This is a genomic window from Bacillota bacterium, assembly GCA_012727955.1.
Lineage (GTDB): Bacteria > Bacillota > Limnochordia > DTU087 > JAAYGB01 > JAAYGB01.
In genome coordinates this window covers 1-23,442 of the sequence record JAAYGB010000006.1, presented here as the reverse complement: position 1 = coordinate 23,442, position 23,442 = coordinate 1, and the positions used below count along the sequence as shown (strand labels likewise).

The following is a 23,442-nucleotide window of genomic DNA, read 5'->3' as shown; positions in this document are numbered from 1 at the left end:
CCTCCATAATTGAGGGCCGGTCCTTAGGTAAGGCCGGCCCGCTCTTCTCTCACAAACAGAGTCCTGAGAGTATCACTGCCTAAAGAAGAACTGCTCGGGATTGTACCTACCTATATAGTACCAATCCCAAGAAAGGACTCCTTCCTCAGGGACGTTTCTCAGGTTGGCAGCAACCACTACCGGCTGAGGAATCAGGCCTACGGTACCGATGGTCCGGAGATTGGTGACATGATCCCGGATCATTTCCCGAGCCGCGGCCACCTGCTCCTCTTCACTGCCCCGATTCATGGTATCCCATAGAGTATAAAGATGCTTGATCTCCGCTGGAGGCTCCTCTCCCGCGGTACCTCTGGAGTTGTACCAGCGGGCCCACTGGGGAGCATAACTGTTATACGTAAACATCGGCACATAGTGCCAAGGTTGGCTCATAAAGGCCGGGTCCGTTAACAAGCCTCCGTGCCACAGCGTAAAGTCGTGCTCAGCGGCTTCCACCCGTTGCTGCCTCAGACCCCGCTCTTGGGTCTTCATCTGGGCATTGATCCCCAGGTCGTTCCAGTAAGACACCACCAGTTCGGCGATGGCGGTTTTCGCTGGGCCAGACTCGCCGGGCCAAAATTCCAGGGTCAACCGCAGGACTTGCCCGTCCGGACGAAGCCGGTATCCTTCCCTATTCCGTTTATCTAATCCGATAGAGTCCAACAAGGCGTTGGCGGTGTCGGGATCATACTCGGTATAGAGCTTGGCAATGGACTCATCCCACAGTCTCCCGCCGCGACTGAGGACCACTGTCTGCAAGGGCTCCCCGAGACCGAAGAAGACGAGATTATTGATCTCCTCCCGATCGATGCCTAAGGACAGTGCCTTCCGAAAATCGACGTTGCGAATTAGATCCCGCATCACCGGGTCGGGATGGTTGAAGTTTGGCTGCAGTTCAGCCACCGTGGGCCAAGCTCCTGACCACAGCAATACCCGATAGCCGCCTCGCTGGGCATTCTCCATGTACACAGGGAAGTTGGCCAAGTCGGTATTCCACTGCGCCAGATCGACCTCGCCGGCCACTACTTTGAGGTTATACATCTCAACGGTGTCCACCAAGGTCATCTCAATCCGATCAACGTAGGGCAATTGATTACCGTCAGGGTCGACCTTCCAGTAGTAGGGGTTTCGCTCCCAAGAGGTGGAGGTAATACTGCTTCCCCGAGGACGGAAGGCCTGCAAGGTAGGCAGATCCGGCTCCATCTGAGGGCCAATGGAGGCCTTCTTGTTAAAGAGCTGCCACCACTCTTCAAAACCTGCCTCTCGGGCCATGGCCTTTAACTCATCCCCAGACGCATAGTTGGGATGAAACTGCTTTAGATAGTGCTTTGGATGATAGAACAGCCCCTGGTAAGAGGACCGGGCCAGTTGGACTAAGACCAAGGGATAGGGCTCCTTGAAACTGAGTCTGATCGTGTACTCATCGATTTGCTCCACCTGCATCAACTCTCCACCGGAAACCCAGCTGGCAGGTTTCGCAGGGGTGAGCTCGTCATTGAGCACCACGTCTTGATACCAAAACAGGATATCCTCTGCCGTAAAGGGAGCGCCGTCGGACCAGCGAATTCCTTGACGCAGGAAAAGGGTCAAGGAGGTGAAATCGTCGTTAAACTCCCAAGCCTCAGCTAGGTTAGGCAAAACGGTGTACCCGTCGTCACGATCAAAGGTCAAGATGTTTTCATACATGTTGACGTTAACGCCGCCGTCTTCCGAGTTCATCATGTTGGTATGCATTACCCGGAAAGTGCCACCATATTGGCCGATTTCTTCCACCGGGGTAACTACCAGGGGATTAGCTGGAAGGCGCTCCTCCACTGGCGGTAACTGTCCCGATTTGACAGCCTCATCCAGCATTGGAGCCTGATTGTAAGCCTGCGCTCCTGCGGTGAGCAACACCATCGTCAGCAATAGCGCTAAGAGTACTATCTTTCTCTGCATGGTTATCCTCGCTTTCTTCGTTGGTTTGTGATACGAATTGTATTCCTTTGCTCAACGGTTCTTGCGTAGCCCAGACTGGACGAGTCGTCGCAGGCTGCCCTTCTCAACACCCCCATTTTTGGTTGCTTCCAGACGAAGGATGGCCAGACACACATAGTGCATAGATCTTGCCTGCATCCATCGCTGCTGTAGCAGCAGCGGTATCGCCCGGAGATGTCGCAATGGTCATGCTTCCGGCTCAATTGGTGTTTTTCTGCAAAATTGGGAATTTTCTCCATGTATATTCGGTTGTAGATGACTGGTCGACCATAAGTCTATAATTGGGGGGTAATTCCATGGCGCAGATGTGAAATGTGCAGGAAGGGTCCGCATAGTGCGAACAGCGTTCCTCGAAGGGGACAGAGAAAACACGTACTTGCTCGAAGCAAGGGTGTCCAGAAACCCAATGTTCAAGACCGACATGTGATGATTGACGGGCAGTATAGGAGGATGAGACTGTGCACAAGGTGCATACGAACTATCACACCTCGGGCCCGCACATGATGAACTAACTGAGCAGAATAAATGACTAAGGCAAGGCGGGATAGTTGGCCTTGCCTTATTTTCATTTCCGGGTACCTGCCATCGGCCTTCTCATATGTACGACGGCTAGGCTTGAGCGGTAATCGGGTGTGCGAAATTACCGGTTACGAAATTCGGGCTGGGCCATAGGAGCATCAATTGGTTAGGCCTTGCCTGACAGACCCCTACCGATAGATCAGGGAAGCTCGGGGTAAAATAGAACACAACCTCCCTGGTTTTTTCTGTAGAGATCAAGGGCAGAACCTGCTGGGCCTCAACGGGAGTCCGACTAATGATATCATACACATGCAGGGTTTCGCCTTCAGCTTTAAAAATGACCACTATGCCTGGTTCTAGGTAGTAGATGTGCTGACGAAAACTTGTCAGACAGTGGAAGAGCAGAACGTGTTCAGCCCCGCTGAACCCCATAATCTCTGAGACAGGCAGACGGGCGGCGGCAAGTTCCTGGAGAAACCCCTTGTCCTTAGCGTCGGTGATATCCAGTCGCCGTAGACTCCCATGGTCTGTTGCTCTCGGTGTCATGGTACAGCTGAACAGGCTATCCCGACACCGGGCGAACCCCCACTGCTGGTAGAAGCTGAGCGCTTCCTCATTAGGAAACAGATAAATTAGCTGGCTGTTTGGCCCATACTCCCTCAGGACCGTGTTCATGAGAAACCCCGCCAATCCCTTTCGTCGGTAGTCGGGATGGGTCATGACGGTCCCGATCTGGACTGCCTTTTTGATTTGCCCTTTCCAGATCAGATCGATTGTACTGACAGATACATTGGAGACCACTTGGTCCCCATCCAGCAGTGAATAGCATATATACCGATCGTTCCAAAACCCAGCCCGATAGTAGGCCTCAAAGTCGATCCCGAAGGTCGCCTTGGCAAGCTCAACGAAACTCAGCCGGTAATGATCATTGTGCTTGTAATCATGAATTAGTCTTAGGCCCTTCACAGGCATCCCTCGCAAACTATAGGAAGTATCGGATTCTGGCAACAAGTATCTAGGGCGCCAATAATTGCTTGCCAAATCTGGCAGCTTCGTCCCTTCCAGTTACTTGCCTCGACGCAAACGCTATTTCCCGTCAACAAATGCCCCAGATAATTCGAGGAAACGGCGAATAGAGGGTATCGCTTCTTCAGATACATCAACACCACGGGCTCTGGCATGGGGAACCAAGCTGTCGAGGCAGTTTACCAGATCACGAATATACTTCACCTTGACTGCCGGCCTCCCAAAGGCCTCCAGGGTAAAGCTAGGAGAGTCAACGCCAAGCCAGAAACACAACCTTTCTATCCGGTGTGTGTCGGGAATACCCTCTAGCCACGGATCACGCACGTAATATTTAAGGGCATGGGGAATGGAGTAGACACACATATTCCAGTCTCTTTGGTAGGACTCTAGCTCCGTTAGTTTTGGACCCGGTTGCAGGTCCCAAGTCAACGGCTTCTCCGAGCGAGGGAGATTTACATGGTCAAACAACACTCTGACTTGAGATGGGATGATGGCCCCAGAACACTTCTGCAAGTTACAGTCTAGCAGGATGGGACCGGTAGAACTGTCATACACCATGTGGAAAAAGGCTCCACCCGGCGGTGCCACCTCTGGTACACTCTGCTTTACAAGCATGGAGTCTGTCGAGATGGAGCTACCCTTGAAATCGGCAACGGCGTCAAAGTGGTCATCGAAGACCACTACGAAAATATCGATGTCGCTCAGGTGGTCTCCTTCGCCGCTGCCTAATGAGCCCAACAGCCAGGCAGCAGCAATGCGCTCATCGGATTCGAGTAACTGGGTGATCTGTCTGAGCAATCCCTCGTGGTTTTGCATATGAGGTTCGAATATACTGTGTGTTACTTTTCCTTGGAGTTCCATCTGCTTCATCGACCCCCTTCATCAATCCTCATATGTTAGTTGTCCTTCCTCACGCAAAGCCTCGCTCCTGCGCATAGTCCCATCCAGGCTGCTCATTCCCCGGTCATGCTTCTAAGCGGGTCAGCGGAGCTTTTCGCTGCAGCTGCTTCCCGGTAAAGTATGAAATTAGGGCCGGTCCCCTTGTCAGGACCGGCCCGTCATTCTTGTAAGTAGGACTATCCTGAGAAAACCCACCCAGGGCTTCCTCTCTCTAATCCTCTTTTTCCCTTATCTTCAGAGCCTCCGCGTTTTTCAGGTGAACGTCGATCTGCTGGAAGGGAATCTCAATTCCTTCCCGGTCAAAGGCCTTCTTGACCTGCTCATAGAGGGCAAAGCGCAGGGGCCAGTAATTATCCGTCGTCGCCCAACACCTCAGTGAGAAATCGATGGAGCGAGGAGAGTGATCCCAGACCACTACCTGTGGCTCTGGCTCTGGCAGCACCAGATCACCCTGATCGGCAATTACCCGCTGGAGCACTCTACGCACATGGTCAAGATCCGCACTGTGGCTCACACTAAAGATCAAGTTCACCCTTCGACTGGAATTGGCCGAGTAATTGATGATGTTGCTGTTGGCCAAATCAGAATTAGGTACCACTACCCTCTGGTTGTCAGGAGTGTTTAGGTGAGTATAGAACAGTTGGATGGCTTCTACCGTTCCCCTGTGTTCCCCCACTTCAATAAACTGACCCACCTTAAAGGGTTTGAACACGAGGATTAAGACACCACCGGCTAAGTTGGACAGGCTTCCCTGCAGGGCAAGGCCGATGGCCAATCCTGCCGAGCCCAACAATGCCAAGACCGAGGTCATCTCAACCCCTAGAGTCGAGGCGACAATGACCCCGAGGATGGTGTAACCTACGGCCTTAATCGCTGACATACCAAAGGTCCGCAGAGAACTATCTACATTGTGTTTGTCAAACCACCGCTGGGCAAACCGAATTGAGTATTTCACTATCTGCAGACCCACCACTAGGATGATGGCTGCTCCCAGCAGCCTGCTGCCGGCAGCAACAGCCCAGTCCGATAACTGTTCCCAACTCATCGAGACACCTCCCACAGACTACCCAGCCTAGGCCTCTTTGCTAGTGGTGATCCACTTGACGGACTCCACCAGGACAAAGGGCATGATCGCCAGGAGCGCCACAACCTGGAACTCTTTCCAGCCCAGGGTGACGGTATCAAAGATAGACTCAAAGGCCGGTACCGTCATCACAATGATTTGCAGGAAAGCGGAAGCCACAACGGCCCAATTCAGCCACTTGTTCCCGAAAATTCCCGCCTTCAGCAAAGGCTGACTGGAGGTCCGCATATTAAAGGAGTGCACTAACTGGGAAAAGGCTAGAACTCCAAAGGCCACGGTACGGGCCAGGGTCATATCTCCCCGGGTCGATAGGGCCCAATAGTAACCAATCAAGGTCAAGCCACCGACCATCAAGCCCTGCAGAGCAATTCGCTTGCCAACTCCGCCGCTAAAGACACCGGCCTTGGGATCCCGAGGAGGTCTATCCATAATGCCTGCCTCAGGAGGCTCCACTCCTAAAGCCAGGGCCGGCAAACCATCGGTGACCAGGTTCACCCATAGGATTTGAATCGCCGTCAAGGGTCGCCCTAGGCCCAGCATGATGGCGGAGAAGATAGTAATAATCTCCCCGACGTTACAGGACAACAGATATTGAATCGCCCGCTGAATGTTGGCGTAGATAGTCCGACCTTCTTCCACCGCCGACACGATGGTGGCAAAGTTGTCATCGGTCAAGACCATGTCCGCGGCCTGCTTGGAAACATCGGTTCCGGTAATACCCATCGCCGCACCGATATCCGCGCGCTTCAAGGCCGGGGCATCGTTCACCCCATCACCGGTCATCGCTACCACTTGGTTGTTAGCCTTCAAGGCTTCCACAATGCGCACCTTGTGTTCCGGCGAAACCCTGGCAAAGACTCCCGTTCTCTTGATCTTCTCCCGCAGCTCATCATCACTCATCGCATCGAGCTCCGGTCCAGAGATGACAGCGTCGCCCGGTTCGATGATCCCCAGCTCCTGACCGATGGCCACCGCGGTAGCCTTGTGGTCACCGGTGACCATGATGGGACGAATTCCCGCCTGTTTGGCCTGTTTCACCGCGAGCTTCTCCTCAGGACGAGGTGGGTCAATCATCCCGGCAAAGCCCAGGAAAATCAGGTTGGTTTCCACCGTCTCAAAGGTGAGATCCTCGGAGCCAGGCACCTGGTCCCAAGGACGAAAGGCCATGGCTAGGACCCGAAGGGCGTCTCCAGCCATCTGCAAGTTGACGTCAAGAAGAGCCGCCTTCTCATCTTCCGTCAAGGGGACAATCTCCCCATTCCGATAAATACGATCACACAGACTCAACAATACATCGGGACCACCCTTAGTAAAGGCCACCACTTCCGTGCCAATCACTGGGGCAAATTTGCTCTCGGCGGGAACCCGATGGAAGGTGGTCATCCGTTTGCGTTTGGAGTCAAAGGGCAGCTCCGCGATGCGAGGCCAAGTCCCATTGAGCTCCGGCGCGGTCAAACCAAACTTCTCCGCCGCTACCACCAGGGCCCCTTCCGTGGGGTCACCGATCATATCGTAGCCGGTCTCGCCTTTCTCCAAATGGGCATCGTTGGCCAAGGCACCGGCAGTGAGTACCAGTTCCAGCGCGGCTTTGTCTTCGGCACCAAGTTCTTTGCCAGCAATGGAAAAGTCCCCCTTGGGCTCATACCCATTGCCGGTAACGTCTATATGTTGACCCTCGACATACATCCGGGCCACGGTCATTTCGTTCTGGGTCAGGGTTCCCGTTTTGTCCGACGCGATTACCGTTGCCGTTCCCAGGGTTTCCACTGCGGGAAGTTTACGAATGATGGCATTGCGCTTGATCATCCGCTGAACGCCTAGGGCCAAAACGATAGTCACAATGGCAGGCAAGCCCTCAGGAATCGCGGCCACCGCTAGCCCAATGGAGGTCATGAACATCTCGAAGGGTGGCTCATTGCGCAGCAATCCAGCAAAGAAGATGACGACCACTAAACCTAAAGCCAGCCAGCTGAGCACCTTCCCTAGTTCCGCCAATTTCCGCTGCAAGGGCGTGGTCTCTTGCTCCGTGGTCTGCAGCAAATCGGCAATTTTACCAATCTGAGTGTTCATGCCCGTGGCGGTAACCACAGCTTTCGCTCGTCCATAGGTTACAGTGGTACTGGAAAAGACCATGTTGACCATATCGCCAAGCCCAACCTTCTCTTCCACCACTGGATCGACGGTCTTGTCCACCGGCACCGATTCTCCGGTCAAGGCCGCTTCCTCGCATTTGAGGTTAACCGCCTCGATTAACCTTGCATCCGCAGGCACACTGGCTCCTGCCTCCAACAGGATAATATCGCCGGGGACCAGTTGACTGGCAGGAATCTGTCGGGTGTGTCCATCACGGATTACCCTAGCCTCCGGCGCCGACAGCTTCTTCAAAGCTGCCAAGGACTGCTCAGCTTTGTTCTCCTGAACTACTCCCAATACAGCGTTAAGGATGACAATGGCTAGGATCACGAAGGTGTCTACAATCTCACCCATTAACCCGGAAATCAGGCCAGCAACTATCAACACGAGGATCAAGGGTTCACTGATCTGACCCCATATCATGGACCAGAGAGAACGTCCCGGTTCCTCAGCCAGTTCGTTACTGCCGTACTGACTCCGTCGCCGCTCAACCTCCTGCTCGCTCAATCCCGTACTCGGCGTAGCCTCTAGATGCTGTAGCACTTCATCCACCGATACAGTGTGCCACTGCGGACTACCATTTGGTGTCATCAACAAGCCTCCTCAAAGAGTTAAGATTGTGATTGCTATAACCATCAAGTCTTCGTCACAGGATGATAATTCCCTATTACTTCCCAAGAAAATTACCTATTTATGCCAAAACACTGGGGAAAAGAGCACTAGGATAGTGTAAATCTCCAGTCTCCCTAGGATCATTCCCATCGAGAGGGTGATTTTTGTCCAGTCTGAGAGACCGGCATAGGTAGTCGCCGGACCAACCAATCCAAATCCTGGACCAATATTACTAAGGCTGGCGGTGGCTGCCGACAAAGCACTCACCAAGTCCATTCCTTGAGTTACCAGCGCCATACTAAAGACTGCCAAGAGCAACTGATAGATAAGGAAGAAGCCCACGACATTATGCAGGGTATCCTCGGAAACAACCTGATCGCCCACTCGCAGAGTCATCACCGCGTTTGGGTGAATCAACCGATATACAGTGCGCCTCACGTACTTCAGCAGGATCAGCACCCGGATCACCTTGATTCCGCCGCTGGCGGAACCGGCGGAACCTCCAACCAACATCAGGAGGAAAAGAACTACCCGACTCAGGTCAGGCCATTGATCATAGTCGGTGATCACAAATCCCGTACTGGTGATGGTGGATACCACCTGAAACCCCCCGTGTCGAAGGGCCGCAACCACCGATGGATACAAGGGGGTGATATTGGTCGTAATGATCCCGGTGGCGACAACAATGAGCAGCAGATACAAACGGAATTCTTCGTCCCGCCACAGTGCCTGGGGCTGACCATGAATTGCTTCATAGTACAGGGCAAAGTTTACTCCCGCGGCCACCATGAATCCCCCGATAACCCATCGGATCATCGGGCTGGAAAAGGCCCCCAGGCTGGCGTTGTAGTTGGAAAAGCCCCCAGTTCCCATGGTTGCAAAGGTGTGGGTCAAAGCATCAAACCAAGACATTCCCGCCAGCTTCAGGGCAATTACTTGGCCCAAGGACATCATCAGATAGATCCCATAAAGAATTCGAGCGGTCTTTCCAACCCTTGGGACCAGCCGTCCCGGGGTGGGGCCGGGACTCTCGGACTGGAAGATCTGAAAGGAACCGGTGCCAAGGGCAGGGAGAATCGCTAAGGTTAGGACAAGGATTCCCATTCCTCCCAACCAATTGGTCAGAGCCCGCCAAAAGAGAATCCCATGGGGCTGGCTTTCGATATCTACCAATACCGTTGCTCCCGTAGTGCTAAAGCCCGACACCCCTTCAAAGAACGCGTCAATTACAGAATCAAAGGTACCATGAAACACGTAGGGCAAGGAGCCAAAGAGGGAAACCAGCAACCACCCTAGACCAACAATCAAGAAACCTTCCCGGTATCGTACCACTCCCCCCTTTGGGGCGATCCAATAAAGTACTACTGCAACGAGCAGGATCAACCCAATGGACAGGGCAAAGGCAGCAACATCACTCTCCCCGTAGTACAACCCCCATCCTAGGGAGGGGAGCATACAAACGGCTTCAATTCCGAGAAGTAAGGCGAGTACGTGCAAGACGCTTCCAGAATCCATCTAGAATCCTTCCTTGTTCTCCAAAGAGGCGACGAATTGCTTCATTTCGCTCCACCTTGCAAATGACAATCACCCGATCCTGGGGTTTAATCACAGTGTCCCCCCGGGGAACAATCACCTCGTCACCCCGCACAACGGTGGTCACCAACGACTCTCGGGGCATGGGCAAGTCCCGTAGTCTGGTATTCGCGGCCGGGGCCGAGGGATCTACCGGCAATTCCATAATCTCCGCCTCTCCGCCGAAGATGAGAAACAAAGACATGATTCGACCGCCCCGTACAATCCGCAGGATTTCTGCGGTGGTGATCAGACTCGGCGTCACCACGCCATCGATCCCGATGGTCCCCGACAAGTGGATATAGTTGGGACGACTAACCTTGGCGATGGCTCGGCGGCTGCCCAGTTGTTTAGCCAACAGCGCCACCAGAAGGTTCTCTTCATCCCTTCCCGTCAAAGCAACAAAGGCGTCCATCTCAGCAATATTCTCAGCTTTGAGCAGATTGACGTCGGTACCATCGCCATGGATCACCAGCACCTGGGGTAGTAACTCCGACAGTTCTTGACATCGAGCAAGGTTACTCTCGATGATTTTCACCGCTAAACCCTGACTAACCAAATCCTTCGCCAGATAATAGGAGAGGCGTCCACCGCCGACGATCAGCAGGTTTCTAGGCTTGTGGGGAGCCATCCCCAAGCTATCACAAAAGGCGGTGACATCTGCGGATTTTCCTGTAACAAACAGTTCATCGCCACCTTGAATGCGATCGGCGCCGCTGGGTATGATCAGCCTTCCATCCCGGGAAATGCCTGCTACCAGGATCGGGGCAAGCTGACCGACTGCTTGGATGGGCATACCAGCTAAGGGACTGGCGAGCTTCACCGGTACCTGGACAATCTGGACTCGTCCCTCGGCAAAATCCTCCAGCTGTCCTGCCGGCGACAGGGTTATCCACCGACTGATTTCCCGAGCAGTGGAACCTTCGGGATTGATGACATAGTCCACCGCCACATCTTCTTGGGAGATCGCCAGATCATTGATCAGTTCCGGATCGCGAATTCGGGCAATGGTCTGCCCCACCCCAAGGTTCTTGGCTGCCAGGCAGCTAATCATATTTCCTGCGTCGTTTTCCATCATGGCAATGAGCCAATCATCCTTATCGACCCCCAACTCCTTCAGGGGTTGCTTGCCCAATCCATTGGCCCGAATTGCCATCACATCGAGGTTTTCACTTACCCTTCTGATCACATCTTCGTCCTTGTCGATTACTACTACGTTGTACCCTTCCAAGGACAGGGTCTCGGCAATGCGATACCCTACTTTTCCGGCACCAATTACAATTACCCGCACAGCCCTCACTCCAGACAAAAGTTCCTTCCCCCGGCAATTGGTAGTATCACCTATGGCCAACTGGGGAATGCCGACCCAAGTACCAATCGACCTTTCTGACATTTCCCAAGCACTGGGCGCATAGGATCCCTTAGTACGACGTTATCTTGGATCGATTGGACTAATACCTGCCCCTAGGGGGCTTCCGTAGTACATGGCTTTGAGGTGACACCATGAGAGCTACCCAAAGGGTGATTACCGCTATTGCTATTGGCAGCATCCTGTTAGCCGCCTACCTCACCGGCGGGATCCTGTGTATTGATCTTTCTTACCATGATGGTCCCTGTGGGCAGGGTACCGCCGCCAGCGCCACCTTTCTGTCCCTCATTCCCCTGACAGAGGAAGCCCTGACCTCACGGCTAGCGGTTGCCAGTCTTGACCCAAGGCAGGAGGTCACCTACAGCATTGATTACCAGGGACGTCACCGATTTGCCGTTAGTTTTCAAGAAGAGCTTAGCCCCGTGGGCAGTCCCGTGGTGGTAACAATTCCCCTTTCCCTTCCCTGGTCCCAGGCAAACCTAGTGCGCACCCGGCAGTTCACCACCCGGCCACAGCCGGAAATTATTGGGCCGCCCCATAAGTATGTAGGCACGCAGCAAACCATTGAGCTGCAATTCAACACTATGATGGATCCACGCAGTGTTGCAAGAGCCCTCTCCGCGGACTTTGCCTTCACCTTGGAACCAAAATCCGTGAATTTGACGGCAGCACCCTTCACTGACACTTCGACATGGTTGCTTACCCCAAAAACTCCGCTGGAACATGAGTCCAAATATCGGCTCCGCTTGGATGCCTCGGCCCGTACCACCCAAGGTGAGACCCTGGGGCAGTCCATCGCCTGGGAACTCTCCACGGTGCCGCCCCTGGGGATTACATCGGTCACACCCAAGGATAATTCCATGGGATGTCCCTTGGAGACGATGGTCAGGGTCGAAGCCACAAGACCTCTTGAACATTGCGAAATCAAGATAGCGGACCAAGCTCACCTGGCGATGCTGCAGGGCAATGCCGCCATTTTCGTCCCGAAAAATCTTCTGTTACCTAACCGGGAGTATCAGATGGAGATTTACGCCATCGATGAATACGAAGAAGAAGCCACCAAGACTATTACCTTTCACACCGAGGATTTCGGCGATGCAATCTGGGTGGATGTCAGCCTGTGGGAACCCCACTCCGTCAGGGTCTATCGTGGGAGTACTCTACTTAAGGAAATGATCGGCTCTGGCGGCAAGGAAAGCGATCCCACACCCTTGGGAAGGTATCGCATCAACGGTCGCGGCTTCGCCTTCTTCTCCCAAAGGTATCAAGAGGGCGCCTATTACTGGGTGCGATTCTTGGGCAATTATCTTTTCCACTCTGTGCCCTTTGGACCCGACGGTAATTTCCTCACGACTGAAGCGGAGAAGTTAGGCCAGCCCGCCAGTCACGGCTGTGTTCGACTCCGTCTCGAGGACGCCAAGTGGTTTTACCAGACCGTTCCCGAAGGGGCCTTGGTGATTATCCATGGACCGCCACGCACAATGAGCTCCATCTCCTTCCGAGACGATCGTCTCATCTTTATGGAAGACCAACGAGCCATCGATGAATTGGTGAGAAGGGGGGCCCTGCATTGAGTACTGTCTTTGTCGTCATAATGGCATTGGGGATCGGCGCCGCCTTGGGTAGCGGTCATCCCGAGCTGCTCACCCAGGCCTTGGTCAACGGTTCCGCCACCGCCATCGAGCGGGCCTTGACCTTGCTGGGGATCGTCAGTATCTGGTTGGGAGTAGCTAGGGTAGCGGAAAAATCCGGTTTTCTCCAGTCCGCCGCCCGCCTATTGTCGCCTTTGTTGGTAAGGCTTTTTCCTGACGTACCCAAGGGGCATCCCGCCCTGTCTTATATCACCATGAATCTCACTGCCAATGTCTTTGGCTTTGGCAATGCCGCTACACCCTTTGGCCTGAAGGCAATGAAGGAACTGCAGAAGCTGAATAGGGAGCCAGACACCGCGTCTCGGCCCATGTGTACCTTCCTAGCAATTAACACTTCCAGTGTGACGCTGATTCCAACGACTCTTATTGCGATGCGGACATCACTGGGTTCAACTAACCCTGAAGCAGTGGTAGTCTCAGGACTAATTGCCACCACCATTTCAACGATAGCTGCGATTATCCTAGATCGGTATTTTGCCCGTCGATCCCAATCCCGCTAAGGGCTCACTTCAGTGAAATGAGGAATCAACATGGTTGAAACCTTCTCTACGATAACGGCCTGGGTCATCCCGATTCTCATCGGTTCCATCTTGGTCCACGGTTACTGGGCCAAGGTGGATGTCTTTGCCGCCTTTGTCGAGGGGGCAGCGGAGGCTGTCGGTCTGATCGTCCGCATCTTACCCTATATTGTCACTATGTACTTTGCCCTGGAGCTATTGCAGACCTCCGGTGCCCTAGAGCTGTTGATTCGCCCCCTCCAGGGACTTCTAAGTTACCTCCATGTTCCGAAAGAAGTTATTCCCGTAGCCCTAATTCGTCCGTTGTCAGGACCGGCGGCAATGGCCGTAGTACTAAAACTCATGGAAGAACACGGCCCTGACTCCCTAATTGGGCTGATGGCGGGAACCATCGAAGGAAGCACCGATACCACGATGTACATCGCCACCGTTTATTTTGGTTCCGTCGGGATTAAGTACACTCGCTATGCCATTATTGTGGGCCTCGGTGCGGATCTGGTCAGCTTCATCGCCTCTGTAGTTACCTGTAATTTGCTCTTTGGTTAGATCTACCTGCGTCCCCCGACAAACTTTCTCGCGAATGAAGCAAATAGATGAGAGCATCAAAAAGGGCAAGGCCGGGTAATTAACCTGAGCCTTGCCCTAGGTTTATGTCCAGCAGTTATCGGGATTTCATCCCTGAATCAACACTATTCGAAAGGGAAGACGAGCCCATAAATTCTGCAAAAAATCTTCCTCCCTATCGATTCAATTTGGACACATAACATGTCACATCCTTACTTGGTGAAGACAAGACTAATTTCCATAATGTAGTTGATTTTTACTTTTTTTTTGATTGGGAAGCGTTATTGTTCTCATGGAAGCAAGACTCAATAAGGAGGAATTTGGTGTGAGAAAGGGTTTGGTTTTGACGTTGATGTTGATATTGGCCTTGGGAAGTATGGCCTTGGCAGCTCCTCCCGACAACTTCGGCGCACTGCCTAACGATTTGGAGTTTCCCAACCTGCTATTCCTATCGATCTAACCGTGGAGAAATTCGCTCATGTTGGTATTCTAGACAATACTGCAATAGAAATCACGTTGACGGCCCCTAGCAGTACCGGTGACACCGATCCAAGAGTAGAAAGACAGCTTGTCTTTGCCACCAACACTCCTGTTCACGTTGTAATCGAGGAGGATATTTCTAAAGCTATCTATGATAGCATACCCGCTGAGGAAATTAGTGGGGCAGGTCTACCTCTCCACGTCTACCTTACCCTCGAAGGCAGAAACCCAGAAGGTGGTTACAACTTTGGTGCTTTTGCGAATGGTGGCGTTTCTGGGGCAAGAAATACATTCGCCTTTTCCCCAGGTCGATATACGGAAACCATTAAGCTGGGATACGGCTGGAATGCATATCCCTTTTCCGGAGCTCCTTCAGACCGTTCTTGGGATGATTATGCTTGGTGGCTTGTTAAGGGCCAGGACTACACCGGTGAGTTAGTAGTGACAGTAAGCGCGCAGTAGAAGGTAATATCGCTAGACCCCACTCTGCCGAGGAGGAGAGTGGGGTCCTTTGTCGTGCAGATGAAACACAATAGGTATTTTGATACTTTTTCCCAAGCTGTTCCTAATCCAATATTGTGACCCAATCTAGCAGAATCGCAAAGGCGCCCCTGACAAAACAGGGGCGCCTGCTGAATATCTTCATCTGTCTCTCTACCCAGCCATGCTCTTGGCAGGGGCCATGGAAGCTGAGGTTAGTGGTTGGGATGCACCTAATCCTAGGCCCGAGTTGAGTTGCCAATGGCAATCAAGGAAGCGACCACATCGGCGAAGATGGCCATCCACATTGAGATCAACCAAAGGCTCCTAGGACGATAGCCAACCCCTTAGCGACAAGGGTGAAAACCATGGTTGGATAACGATTTTCCGGGTTCCCCGGGCACCTCTCTGGCAGTGGCCAACGGACTGGGCCGATCGTCCATAATCACTGCGTCGACAGCTTCGATACACCTCTCTCTTTCCCATTCATGCAAAGGTATATCGCAGTCCCTGTAGAAGAGCTCCTCCAAACTGGTTGTCTGGAGAGGGGAATTTTTTCGATGGCGAAGTTTGAGAGACTTATTGTGTACCCATTGCTTTTCATAGCATTGTTCTGCAGCATGACGGGCCTTCCTGTGCTAAAGGCTGCGGGCGGCGGCGAAGGGAATGGGGATGCGCATAATTTCCTGCGACTCTTTCAAAGCAACCCTGAAGGCGGGAATAGTAATGAGGAAAAGGTCGTAGTAGACGAAGTTAGGGTAAAGCGAATAATAGCCGAAGAGATCGTCGTCGGGAAGCCAGTAGATGGCTCTGCACTAGAACAGTACGTAAGAATAGGGACAGATGAATCCGGAACAATGGTATTCGAAAATGTCGAAGGTGACGGAAGGTTCTTGATCGAACCGTCGGGCTATACGCTTTACAACGAAGACATGGTAAGTGCGTCATTGTGGTACTCACCTTGGTTTGGAACGTCTCTTAGAATTTGTCACAACAATGGTGAGGATGGGATAACGCTTGCAAGTGGGGACCTGTACGAAGGTTCAGAGCTCAAGATTGGCGGGAATGATAGACACGCCTTTCTAGGGACAAAGCCATCGAAGAGCTTCTTAGTACTTACAGGACCTGAAAATACTCGCTCACCTACTTGGGAGATACTGGTGATGGCAAAAGCTCACAGCTTAGAATTAGTGGAAATAATAGGGAGGCTATCTTTGGGACAACACAAGAAAATAGCTTCCTAGTACTTGCAGGGCCTAAAGACAAACCGGTCATTGCCATGGGAGATGCTGGCTATGGCGGAAGCTTGGTTACCTTTAATCGCTATGGAGATCCGCTGGTATCTATCAGTGTAACTGACGAAGGCCAGCATGGTGGTATCTGGGTACACGACCGATACGGTGAGAGCGCGCAATTCTACGGTCATGATCGTGACTAACAGGCTTTTCATCTATTGAAATCAGCCCTCAGGCTACGAGGGATCGCAAAGGCGCCCCTGGGTTTGTCGGAGGCGCCTTGTGACGATATCCATCGGGTCTTTACCCAGCCACGCTCTTGGCAGGAGCCATCGGGGCTGAAGTTGGCGGTTGGGATGCACCTAATCTTAAGGCTCGAGTTGAGTTGACAATGGCAATCAAGGCAACGCCCACATCGGCGAAGATGGCCATCCACATCGAGGCCAGGCCAAAGGCTCCTAGGGCGATAACCACTCCCTTGGCGGCAAGGGCAAAGACGATGTTTTGGACAACGATTTTCCGGGTTCCCCGGGCCACCTCGATGGCAGTGGCTAGCCTACTGGGGCGATCGTCCATAATCACTGCGTCGGCGGCTTCGATGGCAGCATCGGAACCGAGACCACCCATGGCCACACCCACATCGGCCCGAGTGAGAACCGGTGCATCGTTGATGCCATCGCCTACGAAGGCTAACTTGCCCCGACGGGAAGGACGAGCTAGAAGCTCCTCCACCCTGGCCACCTTGTCCTCGGGCAACAGTTGGCTCTGAACTTCATCGATACCCACTTGAGCAGCCACCTGTCGGGCTACTCCCTGGTTGTCTCCGGTGAGCATCACCGTCTGACCTACTCCTGCAGCCTTCAGCTGGGCAACGGCCTCAACAGCATCGGCCTTAATCTGATCGGAAATCTGCAGGTAACCTTTGTACTGGCCGTCCACGGCAACGTAGACCACCGTTCCCCCTTCCGGGACCTGCGGTACATAGAGATCTGCCGCTGCCATCATCCGCCGATTTCCCGCCTGGATCAGACGACCCTGAACCCGGGCTTCGACGCCATGGCCGGCAATCTCCCGGTAGTCTTCCACATCATCGGCGGAAAACTTCCCCCCGGTATGGGTGGCATAGGCGGAGAGGATCGAAGTGGCAATGGGGTGCTTCGAATGGAGTTCCGCCGCCGCAGCCGCGGCCAAGAGTTCCTCGGAGGTCGTTCCCGGTGCCGGGACTATTTCCGTTACTTGGAAGACCCCGTGGGTCAAGGTTCCCGTCTTATCGAAGACAACGGTATCAAGATCCGCGAGGGCCTCTAGGAAGTTCGCACCCTTCACCAGGATGCCCCGCTTTGATGCTGCTCCAATTCCTCCGAAATACCCCAGGGGTATGGAGACCACCAGAGCACAGGGGCAAGAAATAACCAATAGGATGAGTGCACGATTAATCCACTGGCTCCAGCTGGCTCCTGCAATCACCAAAGGAGGGATGATCGCTAGAGCTGCGGCGGCCGCCACCACCGCCGGGGTATAATACCGAGCAAACTTAGTGATAAACTGCTCCGTCGGTGCCTTCCGGGAAGTGGCGTTTTCCACCAGATCCAAAATCTTCGCCACCGAGGACTGACCAAACTCTTTGGTCACCTCAATGGTTAACAACCCCGTGGTGTTCACCGTTCCTGCCAATACCGATTTACCGGGCTGCACCTTGACCGGTACCGATTCACCGGTTAACGCAGAGGTATCAACGAAGGATTCGCCGGCCAGCACCTCACCATCGAGGGGAATCCTCTCTCCCGGTCTGACCACGATGAGGCTTCCCGGAGACACCTGGGTGGGAGATACCCGGCGAATATCCTCCCCTACCTTGAGGTTGGCATAGTCGGGACGAATATCCATCAGAGACTGAATCGAACGGCGAGAGCGATTCACTGCCATATCCTGGAACAGCTCGCCGACATAGTAGAAGAGCATTACTGCCACAGCCTCCGGCAATTCCCGCAGAGCAATGGCTCCTGCCGTGGCTACAGTCATCAGGAAGTTTTCGTCAAAAACTTTGCCTCGGATAAGATTTCTTGCCGCGGCTCGCAATACATGCTGGCCAGCTAGTCCATAGGCGCTTAAGAAGACCAGGTATTCACCGAGGTGATAGGGGGTTGCCTGCAGCTGCTTCCGCCAAATCAAGCCAATGACAAATAGTACTCCCGATACTACCAAGGGAAGCAGTTGCCGCCAAAGTTGAAAACCATGGGATTCCCCTTGCTTCCCATCGCCCTTGACCGATATGGTCACTCCCTCTTCAATGGAATCGATAATCGCCTGGGCCTTGGCAATTTGGCTTCTGGGAATGATGATGCTCCCAGCTGCGAAGTTTACCCCCGCCCCTTCTCCAAACTCCTCTTTGAAGCAAGCGTCAATCTTCCCAGCACAGTTGGCACAGGTCAATCCCTGCACACCAAAGGTCTCCAGCTGATCTACGGCGGGGCTAGTTAACTTTGCCATCCTCTGTCCCCTACCTTTCCTCGGCGAAGTGGGCTTGGGCTTCTCGAATCAAATTGACTATATGATCGTCATCGAGACTATAGAAAACCTGTTTGCCCTCTCGACGGTATTTGACCAACCGCATTGCCTTGAGTAGCCGTAAATGGTGGGATACCGCCGGCAAACTCATCTCCAACAACTCTGCCATATCACAGGTACACAGTTCTTGATAGGCCAACAGGTAAAGGATCTTAGTCCTGGTCTCATCGGCCAAAACCTTGAATAACTCCGACAAGCCGGCAACTTCCAGCAATTTGCTCTGGAGAAACTCCGCTCTGTCACCACAGGTGGGACAAAACTGATCACAAACATCGCTCCGGTCCCTGCCGCATCCTGACGTCGCCATCGGCATCGCCCCCAGTCTTCCTAATAACGATTAAGCAACCGTTTAATTGTATTTTAGTCGGGAGACGCTGCTTTGTCAACAGTTGCCAGGAGAAAATGGGAATAAAGAAAAGGCAAGCATCGCGGGTCCCATTGGACCTTTCCCGTGATGCTTGCCTAATTCACCATTGGCTTGTTCAGTTATTTGGCAAAAACATGACTGCCAACTCGATAAATTACCGGCTTACTCAACAGCCATTGGTTTGTGATCTTAGTTGGTTCAAAGAAGAACAGCGCTCCCCCAGTGGGATCCCAGCCATTGATGGCATCGATGACTGCCTTATACACACTCATCGAGGCTACAACCCGGTAGTAATAGCCATTGATTACCGGTTCAAACTGACGGGGTTGGAGCAGAACTCCATCTAAGGTGTTAGGAAAATCTGGGCTCTTGATGCGGTTGAGAATCACCGCAGCCACGGCAACCTGTCCGGCATAGGGCTCTGCCCCGGCCTCGGCATAGGTCATTCGAGCCAACTTATTGAGATCCGACACCGAATAACCGGACTTGAGCTGCACCTTAGTTAGCTGCCACTGATTCTTCGTCGGGTTGGGGATAATCAAAGCCATCGTGGAATTCAAATTCCAACTGGGTAGTGAGTTAACGGAAGCGATGGCATTTGCCGATACGCCATAATTGCCGGCGATAGCCTGCAAGGTTTCTCCCCATTTTACCTGGTGAAGGTAGACTGCCTGTCCCGACGACGATGGTGGTGGCGTAGGATTACTTCCTCCACTGCCCTTGATCCGCAGGACTTGTCCAGGATAAATGAGAGTAGAGTTGAGTCCATTTAGCTGCTGAATCTGGACTACCGTGGTACCAAAGCGTTTGGCGATGGCAGATAATGTATCCCCGCTCTTGACTGTGTAAGTACTAGTAGCCGATGAGCCTGAGCCGGGAATCATAAGCCTTTGGCCTACGCTTAGGTGACTTCCCGATAATCCATTAGCAGCCTGAAGGGCACTAACGGAAACCCCGAACTGAGTTGATATCTTCCACAGGGAGTCTCCCGGCTTGACTACGTATGTCTGCCCGCTACCACCGCCACCGCTTCCCCCGGATTGACTAATCACCAGGGTCTGTCCAGGATAGATATTGTTAGTATATAGATTATTGGCGGTGCGCAGTGAAGCCAGGGATATCCCATGCTTCTGGGCAATGAGATACAGACTATCGCCGGGTTTGACTGTGTAGTAGGTAGCAGCCAAAACTAAAGAGGACATCGCCAAGACTAACGATAAGACCAAGATGAACACCGATAATAACGTAAACCTCTTCAGCGTTAATCCCCCTTTACACTCACGTGTATTGGTTGTGATTCAGTTTTTCCGTTGCTGTGGTTTTCTCTCCACTCAACTCCTTTCCGGCCAAGCTATGCCATGCTTGGTTATCATTTTACTCTGAGTACCGAACTTGGAACAACCCCCAAAACCTGGAATTCCCCTGGAAAAGCCTGATACGATGCCTATTTCCGCTCCCGGGAGGTGGTGGATCTGGTAAGGACTAGTCATTGATACCCCTCCGGTAATCCACTATCCTGGATACAGGGGAGTTGGCGATGAATTCAAACAAGAGATGCACTCAGATAAGCACTAGAGCATTCATCCACACCAAAACCAAAAACCGAACCTACATTGACGGCAAGACAGGTACCAACAGTAAAATCCACACCCGCAGCAATTTTACTAGCCCAATTCTCATCTTGCTGCTTACCCTCAGCTTCTGGCTCGGCACTCTGCAAGCAGTGTCCGGGTCAGAAGCTTTATCTCCTACTTGGCTTGAACTAAATCAAATCGACCTATGGGCAACCTCCTATTCTGACAGTCGGGATTACGGAGTTGTCTTATCTGGGACCCTTTCCCAGGATACCCAATTTCAGCTGGAATATGATTCCGGTTGGCCTCATCTTGAGCGGGATTCCGGGAAGAACCAGTGGCGAGAGCTCTTTAAGACTGGGCATCTAGGCATGTCCGATGTCGACAAACAAGCACCGGCCGGTCCCTGGCTTGGCTCCCTCAACGGGCCCCTGGGGTCAGCGGTGGTATCCACCCAGTGGAGTCAGTCCCCTTCACCCCTTTTTGATTACAGTCGACCGGTAAGCGGTATTCATCTGTCGGGCAGCGCCAATCAGATTGGGTTTTCGGGCTTCGCCGGAACCCTTCGCCAGCGGCCACAGGTGGATAGCTTCACGATCAACAGCGGGAAACTCCATTACGGACTAAGGGAAGCTGGCATTATTCCCGGCAGTGAGATGGTACAGATTACCGTCTACGCCGCCTGGGACTTTGACGAAATTGTCGACGTCTTTTACCCCGATTACACCATGGACTACCAACGGGGAACGGTGACTTTGACGGAATCTCCCTTGGCTAGAATCGGAAACAACCCCGCTCGATTGGTGGTGGGGTATGAATACCAGACCCACCAAGGGATCGGGTATCCCATCGCAGGAGGCCGCCTCAGCTTGCAGCAGGGGCCCTACTCCGGGGAACTGGGATATCTCACAGACTCCGATCCCTTGGGCACCAAGCAAGTGGTCTCCCTGGCCGGTGAATGGGTTGAGGCGGGGCACCGGGTTCGCCTGGCAGGGGCAATACCCCTGTCAGAACACAGAAAGAACCCCGATTCTACCGCTTGGTCGGCTCAGGTTAGTACTTGGCTCGATGACTCCTTGCAGATTTCTGGAGAAGTATTTCGATATGGGATCGGCTTTCCTGACTTTGACGGCTCCCTGTACCACCCCGGTGAAGGGGGTTGGGCCATTGACGGGCGCAAGTACTGGGAGGATACGGAGCTTGCCCTTGGGTACACTCTAACCACCGACGACAGCCACAACGAATACCCCGGCAGACTGCAGTCCGATTCCCGCCGGGTGTTGTTGGGGCATCAGCTGACGGAAGGGGTTAGTGTCGCCTTGGGGCAGACCACCACGTCAACCTGGGCTCCCCAGGACCCCACCTACCTAGGAGAAACTACCTTGGATCGGTGGATTACCTTGACCAACGAGGGTATTTGGGGGCAGCGGTTCACCTATGGTTGGGGCCACAAGACCAATACCTTCGTAGCCGATACCGGATACTCTCGGCTCAACACTAGACTTCTTAGCGGCGAGCTCTTCCGGGAACTGGCCCCAGGGCAGCAGCTGTTTGTGGGGGTGCAGCGGGAGGATAGTACCCTACCGGGGCTTGGCACCTTGGTCAACCGCCGAGATTCCCTTCTAGCAGGAGTGACAACGGCCGGGGCTGGATATCAACTGGGGCTTGATGGCAGCATCTATCAGGTGCAAGGAGAGGCTTGGAGGCAGTCGCAGCTGGGAGGAAGTATCACCGCTTCCGGTCAATATCAACCCTGGCCGCAGCTGAATCTCCTTGGGGCCGTTACCTTAGACTGGTTTGGTCAGTGGCATTGGCAGGGGGATCTGGAAGTCGCCTGGCTGATGCAGCCGAATCTGAACACCAAGGTCAATCTCAGTCAGACGCCCTCGGAGCGTCTCCTTCAGCTGCAAGCGGTTTGGTACCCAGCAGCAGAAGGGTCCCAGTACCCGCTGTCCCTCACTCAAGCTGCCGCTACTCTAGGCAGGAAGTGGGGACCCGATGGCCGCTCCCAGCGCTACGGCCTGGAGGCAGAAGTGGAACTAGCAGACCTGGTCGACTTAGCACCCTCCTACCAATGGGAGTACGGCCCTGGAACCTTAGCTACCACCACTTGGGGTGTCGAAGTCCGAAGGGATCTGAATCAGCGAATGCAACTGGCGGCCGGTTATCGGCGTAAGTCAGGGCAGGATGGTCTCGGCGCCTTGCTGGATCAGAGGGTCATCGGACTTAAGGGACGCTATACCATCGCTCCCGGTGCCGCCATCGCCTTGGGGCATTCTTGGGGCCTTGGCTTTACCTCTGAAACCGAGGACAATCCCACCGGTTGGTGGCTGGGAATTGAGATGTAACTTCAAAGAGAAGAGTCTCTATACGAAAGGGGAAGGCTGCGATCCACCATGGATCTGGCCTTCCCCTGTGTTTTCTCTAGCTCTTCAGCTTTTCTTACTCTACTTCGTATCCCGCATCTTCGATGGCCGCTACAACGCTTTCATCATCGACGGCACCGGTGAAGGTTACCGTCACCTGCCCGGCATCGAGATCCACTGCCACAGACTGAACTCCCTCAATTTTACTAACGGCCTGCTTAATTGCGTTGACACAATGCTGACAGCTCATACCCTTGACCAGATAGATCTTTTCCAAGGTCACTGGTGTCGCCTCCTTCTCCCATAGCCCACTCCCGGGTCCAAACTAGTCTAAGTACCGTTTACAGTCAGATTACCCGAAACTTTCCTTGTATATACCCTGCTACGGTATCATGCAAACAGTCTATGAT

The 23,442-nt window shown here is 53.3% G+C and carries 17 protein-coding genes; 6 read left to right on the top strand and 11 right to left on the bottom strand.

Translation table 11 applies throughout. The features are described from left to right. Positions 1–72 precede the first annotated feature (72 nt). Complete coding sequence (locus tag GX030_01420; GenBank protein ID NLV91039.1) at positions 73–1,974, bottom strand: ABC transporter substrate-binding protein; 1,902 nt, start codon at positions 1,972–1,974, stop codon at positions 73–75. Positions 1,975–2,325: 351 nt separating this feature from the next. On the opposite strand from GX030_01420, the gene GX030_01415 reads away from it, so the two are divergent. Then, positions 2,326–2,517 carry a 50S ribosomal protein L28 gene (locus tag GX030_01415; protein ID NLV91038.1) on the top strand — a complete coding sequence of 64 codons (192 nt, stop codon included), beginning with the start codon at positions 2,326–2,328 and terminating at the stop codon, positions 2,515–2,517. Positions 2,518–2,622: 105 nt separating this feature from the next. Here the strand turns inward: GX030_01415 and GX030_01410 are convergent, their stop codons facing one another. From GX030_01410 to trkA, 6 genes are all read right to left on the bottom strand, one after another. Then, entirely contained in the window at positions 2,623–3,498 is an 876-nt protein-coding gene (locus GX030_01410) for a GNAT family N-acetyltransferase (protein ID NLV91037.1), read from the bottom strand. A gap of 120 nt (positions 3,499–3,618) precedes the next feature. Continuing rightward, a complete protein-coding gene (locus tag GX030_01405; protein NLV91036.1) occupies positions 3,619–4,428 on the bottom strand; it encodes a hypothetical protein in 810 nt (269 codons plus the stop codon). A gap of 241 nt (positions 4,429–4,669) precedes the next feature. Beyond that, the gene (locus GX030_01400) at positions 4,670–5,503 is read right to left on the bottom strand and encodes a mechanosensitive ion channel family protein (protein NLV91035.1); all 834 of its coding nucleotides are present in this window, start codon (positions 5,501–5,503) and stop codon (positions 4,670–4,672) included. A 27-nt stretch (positions 5,504–5,530) separates the two neighbouring features. After that, positions 5,531–8,266: a calcium-translocating P-type ATPase, SERCA-type gene (locus GX030_01395; protein ID NLV91034.1), complete on the bottom strand. Its 2,736-nt coding sequence runs from the start codon at positions 8,264–8,266 to the stop codon at positions 5,531–5,533. Positions 8,267–8,362: 96 nt separating this feature from the next. Further along, the gene (locus GX030_01390; GenBank protein ID NLV91033.1) at positions 8,363–9,802 is read right to left on the bottom strand and encodes a TrkH family potassium uptake protein; all 1,440 of its coding nucleotides are present in this window, start codon (positions 9,800–9,802) and stop codon (positions 8,363–8,365) included. Further along, positions 9,753–11,150: a Trk system potassium transporter TrkA gene (trkA, locus tag GX030_01385; protein NLV91032.1), complete on the bottom strand. Its 1,398-nt coding sequence runs from the start codon at positions 11,148–11,150 to the stop codon at positions 9,753–9,755. The genes GX030_01390 and trkA overlap by 50 nt, the downstream gene beginning before the upstream one ends. A 212-nt stretch (positions 11,151–11,362) precedes the next feature. On the opposite strand from trkA, the gene GX030_01380 reads away from it, so the two are divergent. From GX030_01380 to GX030_01365, 4 genes are all read left to right on the top strand, one after another. Beyond that, positions 11,363–12,802 (top strand): L,D-transpeptidase family protein, encoded by a 1,440-nt coding sequence (locus GX030_01380; protein NLV91031.1) that lies wholly within the window; start codon positions 11,363–11,365, stop codon positions 12,800–12,802. A gap of 20 nt (positions 12,803–12,822) precedes the next feature. After that, positions 12,823–13,380 carry a spore maturation protein gene (locus GX030_01375; GenBank protein ID NLV91030.1) on the top strand — a complete coding sequence of 186 codons (558 nt, stop codon included), beginning with the start codon at positions 12,823–12,825 and terminating at the stop codon, positions 13,378–13,380. Between the two features lie 30 nt (positions 13,381–13,410). Beyond that, positions 13,411–13,944, top strand: a complete 534-nt coding sequence (locus GX030_01370) for a spore maturation protein (protein ID NLV91029.1) — start codon at positions 13,411–13,413, stop codon at positions 13,942–13,944. Positions 13,945–15,482: 1,538 nt separating this feature from the next. Beyond that, positions 15,483–16,166 carry a hypothetical protein gene (locus GX030_01365; GenBank protein ID NLV91028.1) on the top strand — a complete coding sequence of 228 codons (684 nt, stop codon included), beginning with the start codon at positions 15,483–15,485 and terminating at the stop codon, positions 16,164–16,166. 294 nt (positions 16,167–16,460) lie between these two features. Here GX030_01365 and cadA read toward each other — a convergent pair whose 3' ends face one another. The 3 genes from cadA to GX030_01350 all read right to left on the bottom strand — a co-directional run bounded on the left by cadA (position 16,461) and on the right by GX030_01350 (position 20,318). Next, a complete protein-coding gene (gene cadA, locus GX030_01360) occupies positions 16,461–18,647 on the bottom strand; it encodes a cadmium-translocating P-type ATPase (GenBank protein NLV91027.1) in 2,187 nt (728 codons plus the stop codon). A 10-nt stretch (positions 18,648–18,657) separates the two neighbouring features. Further along, positions 18,658–19,032 (bottom strand): helix-turn-helix transcriptional regulator, encoded by a 375-nt coding sequence (locus GX030_01355; protein NLV91026.1) that lies wholly within the window; start codon positions 19,030–19,032, stop codon positions 18,658–18,660. A 179-nt stretch (positions 19,033–19,211) separates the two neighbouring features. After that, on the bottom strand, positions 19,212–20,318 hold the full coding sequence (locus GX030_01350; GenBank protein ID NLV91025.1) for a LysM peptidoglycan-binding domain-containing protein: 1,107 nt from the start codon (positions 20,316–20,318) through the stop codon (positions 19,212–19,214). Positions 20,319–20,629: 311 nt separating this feature from the next. On the opposite strand from GX030_01350, the gene GX030_01345 reads away from it, so the two are divergent. After that, positions 20,630–23,014: a hypothetical protein gene (locus GX030_01345; GenBank protein ID NLV91024.1), complete on the top strand. Its 2,385-nt coding sequence runs from the start codon at positions 20,630–20,632 to the stop codon at positions 23,012–23,014. Positions 23,015–23,108: 94 nt separating this feature from the next. On the opposite strand, the gene GX030_01340 is transcribed toward GX030_01345, so the two are convergent. Then, positions 23,109–23,282 carry a heavy-metal-associated domain-containing protein gene (locus GX030_01340; protein NLV91023.1) on the bottom strand — a complete coding sequence of 58 codons (174 nt, stop codon included), beginning with the start codon at positions 23,280–23,282 and terminating at the stop codon, positions 23,109–23,111. Positions 23,283–23,442: the final 160 nt, after the last annotated feature.

Bases quoted from the DNA above. Each gene is read 5' to 3' on its own strand.
- GX030_01405 (NLV91036.1), bottom strand. From the start codon at position 4,428: ATGAAGCAGATGGAACTCCAAGGAAAAGTAACACACAGTATATTCGAA.
- GX030_01370 (NLV91029.1), top strand. From the start codon at position 13,411: ATGGTTGAAACCTTCTCTACGATAACGGCCTGGGTCATCCCGATTCTC.
- cadA (NLV91027.1), bottom strand. From the start codon at position 18,647: ATGGCAAAGTTAACTAGCCCCGCCGTAGATCAGCTGGAGACCTTTGGT.
- GX030_01345 (NLV91024.1), top strand. From the start codon at position 20,630: ATGAATTCAAACAAGAGATGCACTCAGATAAGCACTAGAGCATTCATC.
- GX030_01415 (NLV91038.1), top strand. From the start codon at position 2,326: ATGTGCAGGAAGGGTCCGCATAGTGCGAACAGCGTTCCTCGAAGGGGA.
- GX030_01340 (NLV91023.1), bottom strand. From the start codon at position 23,282: ATGAGCTGTCAGCATTGTGTCAACGCAATTAAGCAGGCCGTTAGTAAA.
- GX030_01375 (NLV91030.1), top strand. From the start codon at position 12,823: ATGGCATTGGGGATCGGCGCCGCCTTGGGTAGCGGTCATCCCGAGCTG.
- GX030_01355 (NLV91026.1), bottom strand. From the start codon at position 19,032: ATGGCGACGTCAGGATGCGGCAGGGACCGGAGCGATGTTTGTGATCAG.
- GX030_01420 (NLV91039.1), bottom strand. From the start codon at position 1,974: ATGCAGAGAAAGATAGTACTCTTAGCGCTATTGCTGACGATGGTGTTG.
- GX030_01400 (NLV91035.1), bottom strand. From the start codon at position 5,503: ATGAGTTGGGAACAGTTATCGGACTGGGCTGTTGCTGCCGGCAGCAGG.
- GX030_01365 (NLV91028.1), top strand. From the start codon at position 15,483: ATGGCGAAGTTTGAGAGACTTATTGTGTACCCATTGCTTTTCATAGCA.
- GX030_01380 (NLV91031.1), top strand. From the start codon at position 11,363: ATGAGAGCTACCCAAAGGGTGATTACCGCTATTGCTATTGGCAGCATC.
- GX030_01390 (NLV91033.1), bottom strand. From the start codon at position 9,802: ATGGATTCTGGAAGCGTCTTGCACGTACTCGCCTTACTTCTCGGAATT.
- GX030_01395 (NLV91034.1), bottom strand. From the start codon at position 8,266: ATGACACCAAATGGTAGTCCGCAGTGGCACACTGTATCGGTGGATGAA.